This window comes from Pontixanthobacter sp., assembly GCF_049682855.1.
In the GTDB taxonomy this organism is placed as follows: domain Bacteria; phylum Pseudomonadota; class Alphaproteobacteria; order Sphingomonadales; family Sphingomonadaceae; genus Pontixanthobacter.
The window spans coordinates 1-16,951 of sequence record NZ_JBAUIK010000016.1 but is presented as its reverse complement, the minus strand read 5'-3'; the positions used below and the strand labels follow the sequence as shown (position 1 = coordinate 16,951).

15 protein-coding genes and 1 pseudogene are annotated in these 16,951 nt (G+C 58.1%); 5 read left to right on the top strand and 11 right to left on the bottom strand.

Annotated features, from left to right (window positions below; all coding sequences use genetic code 11):
- Nucleotides 1–15 precede the first annotated feature (15 nt).
- From WA922_RS10070 to WA922_RS10050, 5 genes are all read right to left on the bottom strand, one after another.
- A complete protein-coding gene (locus WA922_RS10070; protein ID WP_424771568.1) occupies nt 16–459 on the bottom strand; it encodes a hypothetical protein in 444 nt (147 codons plus the stop codon).
- Nucleotides 446–2,167, bottom strand: coding sequence for a dihydroxy-acid dehydratase (ilvD, locus tag WA922_RS10065; RefSeq protein ID WP_424771567.1), 1,722 nt, complete (start codon nt 2,165–2,167; stop codon nt 446–448). Before ilvD ends, WA922_RS10070 begins: the two co-directional genes overlap by 14 nt.
- A 77-nt stretch (nt 2,168–2,244) precedes the next feature.
- Nucleotides 2,245–2,976, bottom strand: a complete 732-nt coding sequence (locus WA922_RS10060; protein ID WP_424771566.1) for an N-formylglutamate amidohydrolase — start codon at nt 2,974–2,976, stop codon at nt 2,245–2,247.
- A gap of 12 nt (nt 2,977–2,988) precedes the next feature.
- Nucleotides 2,989–3,801 carry a 4-(cytidine 5'-diphospho)-2-C-methyl-D-erythritol kinase gene (locus WA922_RS10055; protein WP_424771565.1) on the bottom strand — a complete coding sequence of 271 codons (813 nt, stop codon included), beginning with the start codon at nt 3,799–3,801 and terminating at the stop codon, nt 2,989–2,991.
- Nucleotides 3,802–4,143: 342 nt separating this feature from the next.
- The gene (locus tag WA922_RS10050; protein WP_424771564.1) at nt 4,144–5,814 is read right to left on the bottom strand and encodes an electron transfer flavoprotein-ubiquinone oxidoreductase; all 1,671 of its coding nucleotides are present in this window, start codon (nt 5,812–5,814) and stop codon (nt 4,144–4,146) included.
- Between the two features lie 85 nt (nt 5,815–5,899).
- On the opposite strand from WA922_RS10050, the gene WA922_RS10045 reads away from it, so the two are divergent.
- From WA922_RS10045 to WA922_RS10030, 4 genes are read left to right on the top strand one after another with little or no spacing between them, the layout of a single operon-like run.
- The gene (locus WA922_RS10045) at nt 5,900–6,712 is read left to right on the top strand and encodes a hypothetical protein (RefSeq protein WP_424771563.1); all 813 of its coding nucleotides are present in this window, start codon (nt 5,900–5,902) and stop codon (nt 6,710–6,712) included.
- A gap of 23 nt (nt 6,713–6,735) precedes the next feature.
- On the top strand, nt 6,736–8,508 hold the full coding sequence (locus tag WA922_RS10040) for a lytic transglycosylase domain-containing protein (RefSeq protein ID WP_424771782.1): 1,773 nt from the start codon (nt 6,736–6,738) through the stop codon (nt 8,506–8,508).
- 5 nt (nt 8,509–8,513) lie between these two features.
- Entirely contained in the window at nt 8,514–9,041 is a 528-nt protein-coding gene (moaB, locus tag WA922_RS10035; protein ID WP_424771562.1) for a molybdenum cofactor biosynthesis protein B, read from the top strand.
- Nucleotides 9,042–9,078: 37 nt separating this feature from the next.
- Nucleotides 9,079–9,507 (top strand): YqaA family protein, encoded by a 429-nt coding sequence (locus tag WA922_RS10030; RefSeq protein WP_424771561.1) that lies wholly within the window; start codon nt 9,079–9,081, stop codon nt 9,505–9,507.
- On the opposite strand, the gene WA922_RS10025 is transcribed toward WA922_RS10030, so the two are convergent.
- Nucleotides 9,508–9,942 carry a DUF1330 domain-containing protein gene (locus WA922_RS10025; protein ID WP_424771781.1) on the bottom strand — a complete coding sequence of 145 codons (435 nt, stop codon included), beginning with the start codon at nt 9,940–9,942 and terminating at the stop codon, nt 9,508–9,510.
- Nucleotides 9,939–11,558: a long-chain fatty acid--CoA ligase gene (locus WA922_RS10020; RefSeq protein ID WP_424771560.1), complete on the bottom strand. Its 1,620-nt coding sequence runs from the start codon at nt 11,556–11,558 to the stop codon at nt 9,939–9,941. Before WA922_RS10020 ends, WA922_RS10025 begins: the two co-directional genes overlap by 4 nt.
- 83 nt (nt 11,559–11,641) lie before the next feature.
- On the opposite strand from WA922_RS10020, the gene WA922_RS10015 reads away from it, so the two are divergent.
- Nucleotides 11,642–12,046 carry a hypothetical protein gene (locus WA922_RS10015; protein ID WP_424771559.1) on the top strand — a complete coding sequence of 135 codons (405 nt, stop codon included), beginning with the start codon at nt 11,642–11,644 and terminating at the stop codon, nt 12,044–12,046.
- Here the strand turns inward: WA922_RS10015 and dnaE are convergent.
- The 4 genes and pseudogenes from dnaE to WA922_RS09995 all read right to left on the bottom strand — a co-directional run.
- The gene (dnaE, locus tag WA922_RS10010) at nt 12,043–15,516 is read right to left on the bottom strand and encodes a DNA polymerase III subunit alpha (RefSeq protein WP_424771558.1); all 3,474 of its coding nucleotides are present in this window, start codon (nt 15,514–15,516) and stop codon (nt 12,043–12,045) included. The genes WA922_RS10015 and dnaE overlap by 4 nt on opposite strands.
- Before the next feature lie 121 nt (nt 15,517–15,637).
- A complete protein-coding gene (locus WA922_RS10005) occupies nt 15,638–16,051 on the bottom strand; it encodes a hypothetical protein (protein WP_424771557.1) in 414 nt (137 codons plus the stop codon).
- A gap of 345 nt (nt 16,052–16,396) precedes the next feature.
- The gene (locus WA922_RS10000; protein WP_424771556.1) at nt 16,397–16,738 is read right to left on the bottom strand and encodes a hypothetical protein; all 342 of its coding nucleotides are present in this window, start codon (nt 16,736–16,738) and stop codon (nt 16,397–16,399) included.
- Between the two features lie 52 nt (nt 16,739–16,790).
- Nucleotides 16,791–16,951: pseudogene (locus WA922_RS09995) on the bottom strand (glutathione peroxidase); the annotation flags it as partial.

The window sequence follows — 16,951 nt, the reverse complement described above, 5'->3', positions numbered from 1 at the left end:
CCCCGCTAACTGGTCTTACCCGGTCGGAGCGGCGGGAGCAGCAATTTCTTCGGGCGCAGGTTCGGGTGTCTCTGATGCTGTCTGCGCCGGCGCCGGATCGGCTTTTACGGCGGCGGGGAAGCGGTACCTGTCAGGGCCGATACTGATCAGCAAAGTACCATCTTCCAAGGACCTGCTGACCGTGTCGGCACCATCCATTTCGGCCAGACCGCGCCCGTCCGTCAATTGTTCGAACCGGCGAAAACCGCCATCGGGATGGCGAATGGTCAACACTTTCTGGCCGTCCACCTCGCTGCGTTCAACCAGGCAATCCGCGCCAAATTCGCTCCCCTCTCCCAATGCGCATTCGATGGCGTCGGATCCTTCTTCGGCCTGGGGTTGTTCCGGCGGCGGACCCGAACAGGCGGCCAGAGCGCCGGTCAGAACAGCGGTTGCAATAAGATGGCTAGATATCCGCATAGATGTGCTTTTCTGCTTTTGCGCCGGGATGGGTCAGCGCGCCCTTGCTGGCAGGACCAACATTCTGGGCATAGCGCCATAATGCGCCCGATTGATAATCATTTTCACGCGGTTCCCATTTGGCACGGCGCGCGGCCAAAACCTTATCATCGACGTGAAGGTCAATCGTACCGGCAACCGCATCAATGGCAATGATATCGCCATCCTCGACCAGCCCGATAGGCCCGCCATCGGCAGCTTCGGGCCCGACATGGCCGATGCAGAAGCCGCGCGTCGCACCCGAAAAGCGCCCATCAGTGATCAGTGCGACCTTTTCCCCCATACCCTGCCCGTAAAGCGCGGCCGTGGTAGATAGCATTTCGCGCATACCGGGCCCGCCTTTGGGCCCTTCATACCGGATCACGACCACGCTACCTTCGCGGATTTCTTTTTTGCCCACCGCTGCGAAGGCGTCTTCCTCGCAATCAAACACTTGCGCAGGGCCGGTAAATTCCAGCCGCGCCATGCCCGCAACTTTCACAATCGCGCCATCGGGTGCGAGAGAACCTTTCAAACCCACCACCCCGCCGGTTGGCGTGATCGGCGTCTTGACGTCATAAATAACATTCTGATCCGGGTTCCAGGTGATTTCCGCGATATTCTCGCCCAGTGTCTTGCCCGTCACGGTCATGGGTTCAGGATCGAGAAAACCGCCATCGAGCAGGGTTTTCATTACCATATAGACGCCGCCAGCATCATGCATATCGCGCGCAACATATTGGCCGCCGGGTTTCAGGTCTGCAATGTAAGGCGTTGATTTGAATATCTCTGCGACATCGAACAGGTCAAAATCTATCCCGCATTCGCTGGCCATTGCGGGCAGATGCAGCGCCGCGTTGGTCGATCCGCCAGTGGCCGCCACCACGCGTGCGGCATTCTCAAACGCCGCCCTGGTACAGATATCGCGCGGGCGGATATTGTGTTCGAGCAGATACATGATCTGTCTGCCCGCCCCGGTCGCGACCTCCTCACGCGATCGGTACGGCGCAGGGGCCATGTTGGAATTGGGCAGCGAAAGTCCAATCGCCTCGCCCACACAGGCCATCGTATTGGCGGTAAACTGCCCGCCGCACGCACCGTGACCGGGGCATGCAACCTTTTCCAGAGCGGTCAGATCTTTCAGCGGACAATTGCCAGCAGAAAACTGGCCAACGGCTTCAAACACATCGACCACGGTCACGTCTTTATCTTGGAACCGGCCCGGCAGGATCGATCCGCCATAGACGAATATAGAGGGGACATTCAGCCGCACCATCGACATCATCATGCCGGGCAGACTTTTGTCGCACCCCGCAAACCCGATCAGCGCATCATAGCAGTGGCCGCGCACCGAAAGCTCAACCGAATCTGCGATCACTTCGCGGCTGACGAGCGAACTTTTCATGCCCTGATGGCCCATCGCAATGCCGTCTGTGACGGTAATCGTATTGAACCGGCGCGGAGTGCCGCCCGCTGCAATCACACCGTCGCGGCAAATATTGGCCTGCGCATCAAGCGCGGTATTGCACGGCGCGCTGTCATTCCCGGCAGAGGCAACCGCGACAAATGGCTGATTAATCTCCTCCTCGGTCATGCCCATCGCATAATAATAGGATCGGTGCGGCGCGCGCTCAGGGCCAACCGAAACATGGCGGCTGGGCAGGCTGGTTTTGTCGAATGTGTGTGTCACGCTGGTAATCCTCCGTCAGAGGTCCGCTTTTGCTGGGATATGCCAGATTTACAAGACCAACCCATCTTTAGCGGCGCTTAGCTCCCCTTCAGCGCCAATGCGGTGCGGTTGGCAACATCGGTTACCAGCGCCGCCCAGCGGGCTTGCTCGGCCCTGGTGGCGATCAAATCCTGCCGGATTTCGATGGTCAGATAGGCGCGGCCATGCGCCTCTGCATGGCGGTCCATTGTCGCGTTGAGCAGTTTGCCCGAATATGGCTGGTTATCGCCGACATTCAGCCCTTCCTCAGCGAACAGGCGGATCGCGTGGCGCGCCGCGCGATCATCCTGATTATACAACAATGCCGCGTCCCACGGACGATCCTCGACTTTGCTTTCAAGTACCGGTGTAAAACTATGCAAAGCCACGATAAGTTCCGGGTCAGCCGCGTCAAGCCAGTCCGCCATTGCTGCATGATAGGGCCGGTGGAACCGCGCCAGACGATCCTCTATATTCGCGCCGATATTGCCGGGAATAAGATGCCCGTCACTGTTGGTGGGGACGACACCGTCGGCATCTTCCGTCCGGTGCAAATCGCACACCAGGCGGCTGACGGTGGCGATGTGCGCCGCGATACCGTACCGCCGTGCCATCCGGTCGGCGATACCCGCTGTGCCAATATCGACCGCGATATGATTGTCCTGCAAAGCCGCCGGAATGCCGAGCGGCACATCGTCAGGCACATAATTGGATGCGTGATCGGCAACACACACGATACCGCTCTTTCGCGCCTCACCGACTTGGCGATACGGCAGATCATCCATCATCATAATTGGCGTTTCCTATCTCAATATGCCGCGCATCTGCCACCAGTCGGGATAGTCAGAACCCAACGTTTCTGCGGCTTCGCGCATGGCGTCATGACTGCGATATAGCGCAAAACACGTCGCGCCGGAGCCGGACATGCGGCTGAGGAAAGCGTCGGTTTCGCGCAGCGCCGCCAATATATCCGCAATTGCCGGGCACAGGCCGATTGCGGGGCCTTCCAGATCATTGCGGCCAGACAACGCGATTTCGGATACCGAACCGGTGGGCATCGGCCCGCGATCCTGCCCGTCCCAGGCGGTAAAAACAGGGCCGGTCGATAAAGCCATGCGCGGATTCACCAGCAACACCGGCGTACCGGTCAGATCGCTGTCAATATTCTCCAGCTCCGTACCCGTTCCGCGCCCGATGCAGGTCAGGCTTTCCACACAGGCGGGAACATCCGCGCCAAGCTTTGCCGCGCGCTGCGGCCAGTCATCGGGCAGTCCTTGCATTTCGCGCACGATCCGGAACACCGCCCCCGCATCCGCCGATCCGCCACCCAGTCCCGCCGCGACAGGCAGGTTCTTTTCCATCAGAATGCTAAGACCCTGAGGGCGGGGTAGCGCGGTCAATGCCTTGGCAACGATATTATCAAGCGGATCAGTCAGTTGCCCGCCAAACTCGCCAACAGTTCTAATCTGGTCCAGTTCGGCAGATGTGGCGCTGAGAACATCCCCCTGATCGACAAAAGCGAACAGCGTTTCCAGCTCATGATAGCCATCATCGCGCCGCGCGCGGACATGCAGCGCGAGGTTGATTTTGGCGTAGGCGGTTTCGGTGATAGCCACGCGCGTAGTGTTAGCGGGGCTTTCTCGGTATGTCTGCAATTGAGTGGATATCAGAAACAGCTATGAGGGCTGTGAGGATTTCACAGAGTACCATGAGCAGATATCTGAGGATGGCAGAACTCCCCCGCGAGTGGTCGCTGGCAATGATGAACTTTTCCGTCTTTAGAAGTACGCGTTGGACTATCACGAACAGGAGGCGGGCGACCATTGGATTTGTTGCAGGCCCGATCCGTCAGATTTTTATGAATCCTGAACTTGCAGCCAAGGAAGCAAAAGCCCGGTCGCAGTGATGCTTCTCTTGGCAAGTGAAATCACCCTGCGCCATCGCATTGTGAACCCGCATCACATATTCGGATAATTCGGTCCGCCGCCGCCTTCGGGCGTGGTCCAGTTGATGTTCTGGTTCGGGTCCTTGATATCGCAGGTTTTGCAGTGAACGCAGTTTTGCGCGTTGATTTGAAACTTTGGCTCCTGCCCGTCCTCGATCAGCCATTCATAGACACCTGCGGGGCAATAGCGGGTTGACGGGCCGCCATAGACACCCAGCTCGCTTTGCTTTTGCAAGTCCCAATCTTTGACTTTCAGATGAACCGGCTGGTCCTCCGCATGATTGGTATAGCTGAACGCCACAGACGTCAGACGGTCGAATGTGATCACGCCATCGGGCTTGGGATACTCGATCGGGCGGAACAGATCAGCGCGGCCGGTATGGGTGTAATCGGGCTCATGCTTCATCGAAATCGGCAGACCGATCCGCAATTGGCGCATCCACATATCGACCCCGGCGATCACTGTGCCGAAATCGCCGCCAAATTTGGCAACCGCGGGCTGAGCGTTCTGAACCATTTTGAGCTCCTTGGCGATCCAGCTTTCGCGCAGGTTGGCTTCGTAATCGGTCAGTTCGGTCTGCTCGTGCCCGGCCGCGATTGCGGCGGCGGCGGCTTCTGCAGCCAGCATGCCGCTTTTCATTGCTGTGTGACTGCCTTTGATACGCGGAACATTGACGAAACCGGCCGCACAACCGATCAGCGCGCCGCCGGGGAATGCCAGCTTGGGCACAGATTGCCAGCCACCTTCATTAATCGCGCGCGCGCCATAGGCGACACGCTTGCCGCCCTCGAGATATTCCCTGATCGCGGGATGCGTTTTCCAGCGTTGAAACTCCTGATATGGGGATAGGTAAGGATTTTCGTAATCAAGACCCGTCACGAAACCGAGCGCAACCTGGCCGTTCGCCTGATGATAGAGGAATCCGCCGCCCCAGCTATCGCTTTCGGACAACGGCCAACCCTGCGTGTGGATGACGCGGCCCGGAATGTGCTTATCGGGGTCAATGTCCCACAATTCCTTGATACCAAGGCCGTAAACCTGCGGCTGACAATCCGCCTCCAGATCGAAGCGCGCTTTCATTTCCTTGGTCAGATTGCCGCGAACACCCTCTGCAAACAGGGTATATTTCGCCTCGATTTCCATGCCCGGCTGGAAATCCGGCTTGCGTGAACCGTCTTCGGCAACGCCCATATCCTGGGTAATCACGCCTTTGACCGCGCCCGCATCATCGAACATGACCTTGGCAGCGGGAAAGCCGGGGAAGACCATCACGCCCATCCCTTCGGCCTGTTCGCCAAGCCAGCGAGTGAGATTGCCAAGCGATCCGGTGTAGCATCCCTTATTGGACATCAATGGCGGCAGCGCCAGATGCGGCATTGCGTATTTTTTGCCTTTAGACAGGATCCAGTGCAAATTATCCGTCACCGGCGTTTCCGCCATCGGACAATCCATATCGCGCCATTCAGGGATCAGCTCGTCGAGCGATTTGGGATCAACCACCGCGCCCGACAGGATATGCGCGCCAATTTCTGAGCCTTTTTCAAGGACGACCACTTCCAGATCATCATTGATCTGCTTCAGGCGGATAGCGGCGGCGAGACCTGCCACACCGCCGCCCACAATCACCACATCGCATGGCATCGATTCACGCTCTATCGGATCGGCTTGGGGTTCGGCGCTCATCGAGTTTGTCCTTCAGGTAAACAGCATTGGAATATCGCGGAAACCCTTGAATAATCACGCGCATCAGGTCAAGACCTCTGCCATAATGACCACGCCTGAAAACCCCGCCTCCCGGCATCCTCCAGAGCATACGCTTGCCGAGGAATTCGCGGCGGCTGTGGCCTGGTGGAAAGAGGCCGGTGTCGATCACGATTTCGCCGATGACGCTACGGATTGGCTGGCCGATACGCCCGTGCCAGCCGATAGCGCCAGTGCTGCACCCTCAACATATGGCAGCACGTCCGCAACGCCCCTGGCTCCGGTCCGTCCTCTGGCCCAGCGCCCGGTAAAATCGCCGCCACAGAAAATCGGCGGCAACACAGATTCCTGGCCAAGCGATCTCGCCGCGTTTCAGCAATGGTGGCTCAGCGATCCGTCAATAGATGATGGCGGCGCTTTTCCGGTCGTCGGGCCAACCGGAAATGCGGGCTGCAGCCTGATGGTTATCGTGGCGGATCCCGAAGAAAGCGACACCGCCACTTTACTAAGCGGCCGGCACGGCCAGTTGCTGACGGGCATGATGCGTGCAGCAGGTACCGCCGATGATGCTGTATATACTGCGTCGGTGCTGCGCCGCCATACGCCGATGCCCGATTGGGCCGCGCTGTCGGCAGCGGGCATTGGCGATGTGCTGCTCCACCATGTCAGACTGGCGGCACCGAAACGGATTGTGACCTTCGGGCGTAACATTCCGCCGCTTTTGGGGAACGATACGGCGCAAGGCACTGCAATTTTACAAAATGTTAACCATGACGGTGAAAGTATTCCCGCAATGGGTGCCGGGTCACTTGCCGAGTTACTGCGATCAGCGGGGCGGCGGCAAAAATTCTGGCAACGCTGGCTCGAATGGACACAATAGTGAGTTTGAAAAAGATGCACCGAATGCGCGCGGCTTTGACGGTTGCTGTGGCTGGCATGGTTTCCGCCGCTGTCGGCTTCGCCGCCCCGGCCTCAGCCAACCCCGCCATAAGCAATAGCAGCGCCGCAGAGTATTTCCGTGCCCGCGCGGAACGTAACACGGTGCCTTCGCTGCTCAGCCGCAGTGACAACCAGTATTACACAGCTCTTTTCGCCGCGATCGAAGATGAAAACTGGCCCCGGGTCGATGCCATGCTGGCAGAGCGCAGCGATGGACCGCTGCATCAGGTCGCCCGCGCTGAATATTATCTGCACGCCAACAGTCCGCGTATTGACAGTGAAGATATCCAGCGATGGCTTGTCGCCGGCCGCACATTGCCGCAGGCCGAACAGCTTATCCGCCTTGGCGAGCGGCGCGGAGTAAATGTCACCTATCCGCTGCCAGCAGAACAGACGTTTGTAACCCAGCCCTACACCTCCAAGCGGATCCGCCCGTCCACGGTCCGTGACGGTACCATGCCCGACGCGGTGAGATCGGCAATTTTGGACCGGATCAAGAATGATGATCCTGACGGCGCACGCCAATTGCTTGACGGTATTGATGCCAGCCTGAGCAGCGCATCGCGCGCAGAGTGGCGCCAGCGGGTCGCATTCAGCTATTACATCGAAAATAATGATCCTGCCGCTTTTGCCGTTGCGCAGACCGTTAATGAAGGAACGGGGGGCTGGGTTGCGGAGGGCAATTGGGTCGCCGGTTTGGCCGCATGGCGGATGCAGGATTGCGGCAGTGCTGCTGTGTATTTTGAGCAGGCCGCGATGGGCTCCATCAACAATGAACTGACTGCCGCCGCGCGGTATTGGGCCAGCCGGTCCTATATCCGGTGCCGCGCACCCGAACGTGCGTCCGAACAATTGCGCGCTGCCGCACTGCTGGATGAAACATTATACGGGATGCTTGCCCGCGAGCAGTTGGGGCAATCGCTGCCGCAAACCCATTCCAGCGCCGATTTCGATCTGACCGACTGGAACAGTCTGCGCGGCGAGGAGAATGTGCGGACCGCCGTGGCCCTGGCCGAAATCGGTCAGGACAATCTGGCGGACGAAGTGCTGCGCCATCAGGCACGGATCGGTGACGCGTCGCAATATAACGCGCTGTCACGGCTCGCGCGTGAACTGGGCGTTCCATCGACGCAATTATGGATGGCGCATAACGCTCCGCGTGGGGCGCAGTCTGAACCTGCCCTGCGCTTCCCCGCGCCGCGATGGCAGCCGGTCAATGGCTGGAAAGTGGACCCGGCGCTGGCTTTTGCCCATACATTGCAGGAATCCAATTTCCGCGCTGCGGTGGTCAGTCCGGCCGGGGCGCGCGGATTGATGCAAATCATGCCCGCCGCCGCGATTGACCACCGGGACAGGCTGGGTATTCGCGGCACAGCGCGCGATCTGTCCAAACCGGAAATCAATCTGGCATTTGGCCAGGAACACCTCAACATGCTGCGCGATAGCCGAGCAACCGAAGGCAAATTGCCCAAGATCATGGCTGCATACAATGCTGGCCTGACGCCGACAGCACGGTGGAACAGCGAAATCAAGGATCAGGGCGACGCGCTGTTATATATGGAAAGCATCCCATATTGGGAAACGCGCGGTTATGTCGCCATCGTCATGCGCAATTACTGGATGTATGAACGCCAGGCGGGCGGTGCATCGGAAAGCCGGATTGCGCTGGCGCAGGGCCAATGGCCTGGCTTTCCCGAACTGAGCGGCAGGACCCTGCGCGTCAGCGCGATAGACTGATAACCTTGGCGATTGATGACAGCCTCGCATTCACACCGGTCCATATTGCTGTCCTCACCGTGTCCGATACGCGCACGGCCGAGGATGACACTTCGGGTGATATTCTGGCGGCACGGCTGACAGATGCGGGCCATATTCTGGCCGAGCGGATGATTGTCAAAGATGATGCCGCTCTGGTGGCACGGCAGCTCACCGCATGGATCGACAGCGACCGCATCGATGCAATTATCACCACCGGCGGGACCGGCTTGACGGGCCGCGATGTGACGCCCGAGGCACTCGATATGGTGAAGGACAAAGACATTCCCGGCTTTGGCGAAGTCTTCCGTTATCTCAGCCTGAACAGTATCGGGACCAGCACCGTACAAAGCCGCGCCTGCGCCGTGGTGGCTCGCGGCACCTATATTTTTGCCCTGCCCGGTTCAAATGGCGCGGTGAAAGACGGATGGGATGGAATTCTGGCGGAACAGCTGGACAGCCGTAACCGGCCATGCAACTTCGTCGATCTCATGCCGAGACTGCGCGAGGTGTGACCGGCGTTCGCGCCCATGCCTTGGCCACAATCACGGCATGACTGCCTATCTCACGCTGTTCTTCACCGCCCTGATCGCGGCGACGATATTGCCCTTGGGATCAGAAGCGGTGCTTGCTGCATTGCTGATCACGGGCGATCACTCCGCCGCGATGCTGATCATGGCCGCGACAGCGGGCAATGTCCTGGGATCGGTGATCAACTGGTATCTGGGGCGCCATCTGCTGCGTTACAAAAACGCACGCTGGTTCCCCAGTTCAGGCGAGCAGCTGGCGCGGGCGCAGAGGTGGTACAGCCGCTATGGCCGGTGGTCGCTTCTGGCCAGCTGGGTGCCGATTATCGGTGACCCGCTGACCATGATCGCAGGCGTTATGCGCGCGCCATTGCCATCGTTTCTGGTGCTGGTTACAGCCGCCAAAGCCGGACGGTATCTGGCGCTGGCAGCGGTGAGCCTGGCATGGTTCTGACTACCCGAACGCGCCACCCGCTTCACCGGGTTCAAAACGCATCAGGCGGCTATCCACCAATGCGGCGGCGCGGTTGACCACGGCGCGCTGATAATCAGCATCCTTGATCATTTCAAAGAACGCACCTGCATTGGGGTAATGCGCCACAAACCCGCTATGCCATTGTTTCGCATCGGGGCCGGTCAACATCGTCTGGAACGCGCCGCGCCAGACAATGCTGCCGCCGACACGTTCGAAAATCGGCCCGCTGGTCTTGCCATATTCCTCATAAGCGCGCCGCCCGCTCCAGCCCTTACCGGCGTGCTCATGCCCCTCTGGATAGTTCGCGACATCGGCGAATTGCAGCAGGTTGAGCATATGCACAGGCTCGCCGCGCGGCAGGTCCTTGAATGCCTGGAAATTGGCCGGACTCGGGTCGATATAATGCACCACTATCCGGCCACCAATATGTAATCAGAGAACCGTTCGCGCAGATCCTTTTTGCTGATTTTGCCGGTGGCGGTGTGCGGAATATCATCCACAAACTCGATCGCATCGGGCATCCACCATTTGGCGATCATCGGTGCCAGATGCGCGTTGATATCGTCCGCCGTCACATTGGACCCTTCTTTACGCACAACGAACAAAACCGGGCGTTCATCCCATTTGGGGTGCGGCATTCCGACACAGGCAGCTTCGGCCACTTCGGCATGGCCCATTGCGGCATTTTCGAGCTCGACCGAGCTGATCCATTCACCGCCCGATTTGATCACATCCTTGGTCCTGTCCGTCAGCTGCAATGTGCCATCGGGATGAATGATGCCGACATCACCGGTATCGAACCAGCCATTTTCATCGGCGCAGTCTTCTTCGGCTTTGTAATAGCGTTTGATAATCCACGGCCCGCGAATCTGCAGCGCGCCCGATGCCTCGCCATCGCGCGGCAGTTCGGTGCGCATATCATCGAGATCAACCGTGCGCAGTTCCACCCCGAAGATCGGGCGCCCCTGCATCGCGCATTTATCGACCCGCTGCTCCAGCGTCAGATCATCCCAGTCATGCGTGGGCCCGCCAACCGTACCGATGGGGCTGGTTTCGGTCATGCCCCAGGCGTGCTGGACGCGCGTGCCGTTTTCCAGCAACCGCTTGATCATGAATTTCGGCGCGGCGGACCCGCCAATCGTTGCTGCTTTCAATTTGGGCAGATCAATGCCCTGCGCATCGCAATATTGGAAATGGGCAAGCCACACCGTTGGCACGCCCGCGCTGTCGGTCACGCCTTCGCGCTCCATCAGCTCATGCAGAACAGCGGGATCATTGACAGCGGAGAAAACGAATTTGATGCCCGCCATCGCGCCTGCATAGGGCAAACCCCAACTGGCCGCATGGAACATCGGCACAACCGGCAGCATGACACTGGATGCACTGAAATTGAATGTCGATGGCTGAAGGCCAGATACCGCGTGGAGTACGGTCGAGCGGTGCTCATACTGAACACCCTTGGGATTGCCCGTAGTGCCGCTGGTGTAACAGATCATGCACGGGTCGCGCTCGTCACCGGTAGCCCAATCGAAATTGCCGTCCTGTGCGCCGATCCAGTCCTCGAACCCGGTCCCGCTGAAACCCTCCGCCGGATCGTAACAGATATAATGCTCGATCGTGGTCCATTTGCTTTTCATTTTGTCGACGATGGGCTGAAACGCAGCATCATAGATGAGCGCCTTGTCCTCCGCATGATTGGCAATATATTCCAGCTGATCTTCAAACAGCCGCGGGTTAATCGTGTGCAACACTCCGCCCATCCCGGCAACACCGTACCAGCTGACCAGATGGCGCGAATGGTTCATCGCGAGGCTGGCGACTTTATCGCCTTTGGAGAGGCCAAGCGCCCGCAAGGCCTGCGCCATTTTCAACGCGTCCCGGCGAATGCCTGCCCAGTTGGTGCGGGTTTCACTGCCATCTGCCCAGCGCGAGACGATCTCTCTGTCACCGGCTTCGCGCGCGGCATGGTCGATTACGTGCGTCACGCGCATGGTCCAGTCCTGCATCGCGCCCAAAGCTTTACTACTCATCAGCATTCTCTCCACTTGCGTTTTATGTTGCCCCCTTCATGCCTATGCTTGCCAGCCAAAGCAATCGGGGTCAGAGCACGGACATGATCGATACTATCGAATGGCAGGATACGAAAACTGCATTGGCCACGCTTGCCGATCTATCGCGTGATGCGTTGCACATCTATGCCGCGCTGATCATTTTTCTGGGTGCATGCTGGATATTCAGATGGAGAGCCCGCAGTGTGAAACCGTGGGCCCTGGTCCTGCTGTGTCAATGCATCAATGAATATGTCGATATGCAAAACATGCTGGCGGATGACGGCGTTATCTGGATTTGGGGTACCATCAAGGACACGGTCAATACGATGATTCTGCCGACGCTGATCCTGCTCGCCGCACGTTACACGTCAATATTCGCCAGTGTGCCCGATGCAGCACTCCCCGATGCAGCACTCCCCGATGCAGCACCTCCCGGCGCAGCAACCAAACACGATAGCAACGCCTAGGCAACCAGGCGAAGATGTGATGCGCCGCGCCGCGTGGTCAGTGCCACTTTCGCCACGCCCTCAATCAATGCCAATCGCTCTGCCAATTCGCCATCCAGCGCATAATCACGGCCCAACCGCATCAGCGGTTCCGTTTCGGTGCCGGTTTTCAGCTTCACCAGCACTTCGCCGTGACCCGGCGTTCCTGGTCCCAGTTCCAGCTTGAGATCATGCAGAGCCGCCGCATCACTCAGCTCCAGATTGAGCACCATGCGCGAGCTGCCGGAAATGTCAGCCAATGGCCGCCCGCCGCGAATCGTCACGCGCGGCGGTTCATCCGGGCTAGGCGAATCGAGTTCGACATTGAGCAGGATGCAGGTGCTGTCGGCTGCCCATTTCTGGAAATTCTCCACCAGTGCCTCCTCGAAACAGGCGGCGCTGAACTGCCCCGTGGCATCGGAGAAGTCGGCACGGATAAAGTCTTTGCCGCGCCGCGTTTTACCCTTGTTCACGCTTTCGACCATCGCGGCCATGACCGCTTGCTGCCGCCCGCCCGGCGGCGCGCCAGCTTCCATCAGACTTTGATAGGTCCGCGCGCCATTGGCAGAGGCAACCGCCCAATGCTGCTGCACCGGATGGGCAGAGAAATAGAAGCCGAAATTCTCACGTTCTTTCGCCATACGTTCGGGGCGCGGCCAGTCATCGGCTGGTTTCAAACGCAGATCATCATGGGCAGTGTCATCACCGGCAAACAGACCGGCCTGCCCGCTTTCCCGCTCACGGATCGCCGCGTCTGCCGTGCCAAGCAGTAGATCGACATTGGCGAACAGCATCCCGCGATTGGGTTCAAACCGGTCAAGCGCGCCAGCACAGATCAGCCCTTCCAACTGGCGGCGGCTCATCGAACCGGGCGGCAGGCGTTCGAACAGGTCTTTCAGCTTGGCAAAAGGTCCGTTCGCTTGCCGTTCACGCACGATGGCATCCATCGCTTTCTCACCAACGTTACGGATCCCCGCAAGCGCATAGCGCACGGCATAGCCTTCATCAGTTTGCTCGACCGTATATTCCGCTTCGGAGGTATTGAGATCGGGCGGTGCAATTTCGATCCCGTGGCGGCGCGCATCATCGACAAACAGTGCCAGTTTTTCCGATTGATGCATGTCAAAGCACATTGACGCGGCATAGAATTCTTCGGGATAATGCGCTTTCAACCAGGCCGTTTGATAGGCCAGCAGGGCATAGGCCGCCGCGTGCGATTTGTTGAAGCCGTACCCTGCAAATTTGTCGATCAAATCGAACAATTCATTGGCCGCGCCCGGTTCAATGGCGGAATGTTCCATGCACCCGTCAACAAAACGCTGACGCTGCGCATCCATTTCAGCCTGAACTTTCTTGCCCATTGCGCGGCGGAGCAGATCGGCATCGCCGAGCGAATATCCGGCGAGGATCTGCGCTGCCTGCATCACCTGTTCCTGATAGACAAAAATTCCGTATGTCTCGGCCAATATCCCTTCCAGTTTCGGGTGCGGATATTCAATCGCGACTTCGCCCGATTTGCGTTTTCCAAACAGCGGAATATTGTCCATCGGCCCGGGGCGATAGAGCGAGACGAGAGCAATAATATCTTCAAATTTGGTAGGCTTTACGGCGGTCAGAGTGCGCCGCATCCCCTCTGATTCCAGCTGAAACACGCCCACCGTATTACCCGCTTTGAGCAGATCAAACACTGCGGGATCATCCCAGGCGAGCGTCGCCAGATCAATCGTAATCCCGCGTTTTTCCATCAGATCGGTCGCTTTGCGCAGGACCGACAGCGTCTTCAAACCAAGAAAATCGAACTTAACCAGGCCGCTTGATTCAACATGCTTCATGTCAAACTGCGTCACCGGCATATCGGATCTGGGATCGCGGTAGAGCGGAACCAGTTGCGCCAAAGGCCGGTCGCCAATCACCACCCCGGCAGCATGGGTGGAGCTGTTACGCGGAAACCCCTCCAGCTTCATCGCCAGATCAATCAGCCGCTTCACTTCATTGTCGTTCTGGTATTCGCGCTTGAAATCCGCCGCTCCGTTCAGCGCGCGAGGCAACGTCCACGGATCGGTCGGGTGGTTCGGCACCATTTTGCACAGCCGGTCCACCTGGCTGTAACTCATCTGTAGTATCCGGCCACAATCGCGCAACACCGCGCGCGCTTTCAGCTTACCGAAAGTGATAATCTGCGCGACATGATCCTCACCATATTTCTGCTGGACATAACGGATCACTTCACCGCGCCGCGTTTCGCAGAAATCAATATCGAAATCGGGCATCGACACCCGTTCGGGGTTCAGGAAACGCTCAAACAGCAGGCCGAGTTTCAGCGGGTCAAGATCGGTAATGGTCAGCGCCCATGCCACGACCGATCCCGCACCGGACCCCCGCCCCGGGCCGACCGGTATACCATTATCCTTGGCCCATTTGATAAAATCGGCAACGATCAGGAAGTAACCGGGGAACCCCATTTTGACGATGACTTCAATCTCGAAATCGAGCCGGTCGAAATAGGCCTGCCGCTCTGCATCATCCATCGGCCCGTAAGGCTCCAGCCGAGCCTCCAGCCCCGCCCGCGAATCATCCGCCAGCGCCCTGGCCTCGCCTTCCAGATCGCCCGCCAGACTGGGCAAGATCGGATCGCGATAGGGCGGCGCATAGGCGCATCTTTGCGCAATGGTGAGAGTATTGGCGAGCGCCTCTGGAATGTCGCCGAACAGTTCCTCCATCATCTGGTACGATTTGACGTAGGCCTCTTTGTTGGAGCGCGGGCGGTCCTCCGCCTCGATATGCGATGAATTGGCGATACACAGCATCGCATCATGCGCAGAATTCATATGCGGTTCGGCAAAATGTGCGGGGTTCGTGGCCACGAGCGGCAAGTCGCGTGCATAGGCAATATCGATCAGAGCGGCCTCGGCGGCATCCTGCACAGCGGCATTGCCGCGCGCCAGTTCAACATAAAGCCGGTCGGGGAACAAAGCCTGCAAGCGGTCCAGATAGGCGGCGCCATGATCGGCCTGCCCCTCGCCCAGCAAGCGCGACAAAGCGCCATCGCCCGCCCCCGTCAGCGCAATCAAACCGTCCGAATAGCCTTCCAGATTGGACAGCCGCACATGCGGTTCAAATTCCAGCGGGCGGTCCAGATGCGCCTTGCTGACCAGATGGCAGAGGTTTTCATAGCCGCGCTCATCCTGCGCATAGAGCGGCAGATAATCGACCTGCTTGCCTTCCTTATCGCGGGCAATGCCCAGTAGCGTACCGATAATCGGCTGAATGCCTTCATCAAAACACGCCCCCGCAAACATGACCGCGCCATACAGCCCGTTACGATCACAAATGGCGATGGAGGGAAAGCCGCGCTCCTTCGCCAATTTCGCAATCTGCTTGGGATCAATCGCCGCATCCAGCATGGAATAGGACGAGAGAACACGCAGCGGAACGAAGGGAGCAAATGGCATGCGCCGAATATGCGGATGGACGGATCAAATGTGAAGCGCGGCTTCCACAGGTTTTAAAGGGGGTGGTGCGGGATTGGGTTATGCGTTGGGGCGGTCCAGCATTGGACCATTACATTGCGAGCTAATTTGGGCGCAGCTGAACGGTGGGACGATATTCAGCGCCGCCAATAAAGCTTAGGCACCACCGCGCAGAACGCGCCAATCCCGGCCCTCCTTCACGGCTGAAGCGGATCCGGCAGACCCAGCTTCTATCGGTTTCAGGCATATCTAACCGATAAAAATACGCAGCTATCGGTGAGCCCTCTGTGTCGCGTAGTGTCGTCACGGTCAATTCATCGTCTTCGCCAATTGGAACCTCGGCGACAGTATTTTGCAGATCAGCCTTCTCTTCAGCGATCAAAAGCTCCAGAGTTTGGTCTGTGGTCTGCTCGGCGTTAATCGCGAAAATATCCGCTTCGAACGCCCCTCTTGCTGGGTGTGTCAAAGTGAAATCAGGCGACGAAATCGTAGCAAGCAATACAAACGCTTCGAACACGGTTTTCTCCAGATTATTATATCATATCAATCTTAAGCCCTTAACTTACTCTTGGTAGAGTGTTCACCAGCACCAAAACAAGACATTTCCTACATGTATTGTACGCGTTATGCGCGTAATGCTTGTTGACGTCGTCAGCCGTTGGTTCCAATTTCCGCTTTCATCGACGGTCCCCGGAACCGGTGTACCCATAGGGGCGGGGGCTATATTGAAAGTGTCAATCTGCTCAATTGTCAAAATACGAAATTAAATCAATATCTTACCTAAATTCCAACAACTTGACACAGTGTCAATTGTGTCAAGCAAGTGTCAAGCTAATCGCGAATGGGACGGTACGGCTCACAGTCACTCCCGCCCCTCTGCCGCTTTCGCAGCAGCGATTTTCTTGCGGGTGTCGCGGATGCTGGAATAGGCGCCGTACACAATCAGCACGCCGAGGAAGATCCACACCCACACCGGGATATTATTACCTACAATTGCCAGATAGAGGTATGCGGAGACGAAGAAGAAGCCCGCGCTCATGGTCGGCAGAACGGTCGATTTACCCTGCCGGGCGTTGCGCACCAGCCAGCCGATCGAGAGCAGAAAAAACGGGATCGCGCCAATATATATCGCGCCGAAGATATACGGATTGACGCCGTACTCCGCACCGAGGGACAGAAACCAGCTATTGAACGATTCGAGCATAATGCCCCCCTTTTGAAACTCTGGTCTGTCATTCGGCATGAAAAACCGAATGTTACAGCAGCGCGGCAATATCCTTCTCGATTTTGGCGGGCGTATCTTGCGGGGCATAACGGCGGATGACTTTGCCGTCGCGGCCGATCAGGAATTTGGTGAAATTCCATTTGACCGCTTTGCTGCCCATCAGGCCGGGTGCCTCCGCCTTCATCCAATCAT

What these genes read in the sequence shown, in the direction of transcription:
- WA922_RS10045 (WP_424771563.1), top strand. Translation starts at nt 5,900, where the DNA reads ATGACCACGCCTGAAAACCCCGCCTCCCGGCATCCTCCAGAGCATACG.
- WA922_RS10050 (WP_424771564.1), bottom strand. Translation starts at nt 5,814, where the DNA reads ATGAGCGCCGAACCCCAAGCCGATCCGATAGAGCGTGAATCGATGCCA.
- WA922_RS10000 (WP_424771556.1), bottom strand. Translation starts at nt 16,738, where the DNA reads ATGCTCGAATCGTTCAATAGCTGGTTTCTGTCCCTCGGTGCGGAGTAC.
- WA922_RS10070 (WP_424771568.1), bottom strand. Translation starts at nt 459, where the DNA reads ATGCGGATATCTAGCCATCTTATTGCAACCGCTGTTCTGACCGGCGCT.
- WA922_RS10015 (WP_424771559.1), top strand. Translation starts at nt 11,642, where the DNA reads ATGATCGATACTATCGAATGGCAGGATACGAAAACTGCATTGGCCACG.
- WA922_RS10040 (WP_424771782.1), top strand. Translation starts at nt 6,736, where the DNA reads ATGCGCGCGGCTTTGACGGTTGCTGTGGCTGGCATGGTTTCCGCCGCT.
- WA922_RS10060 (WP_424771566.1), bottom strand. Translation starts at nt 2,976, where the DNA reads ATGATGATGGATGATCTGCCGTATCGCCAAGTCGGTGAGGCGCGAAAG.
- dnaE (WP_424771558.1), bottom strand. Translation starts at nt 15,516, where the DNA reads ATGCCATTTGCTCCCTTCGTTCCGCTGCGTGTTCTCTCGTCCTATTCC.
- WA922_RS10020 (WP_424771560.1), bottom strand. Translation starts at nt 11,558, where the DNA reads ATGAGTAGTAAAGCTTTGGGCGCGATGCAGGACTGGACCATGCGCGTG.
- WA922_RS10030 (WP_424771561.1), top strand. Translation starts at nt 9,079, where the DNA reads ATGACTGCCTATCTCACGCTGTTCTTCACCGCCCTGATCGCGGCGACG.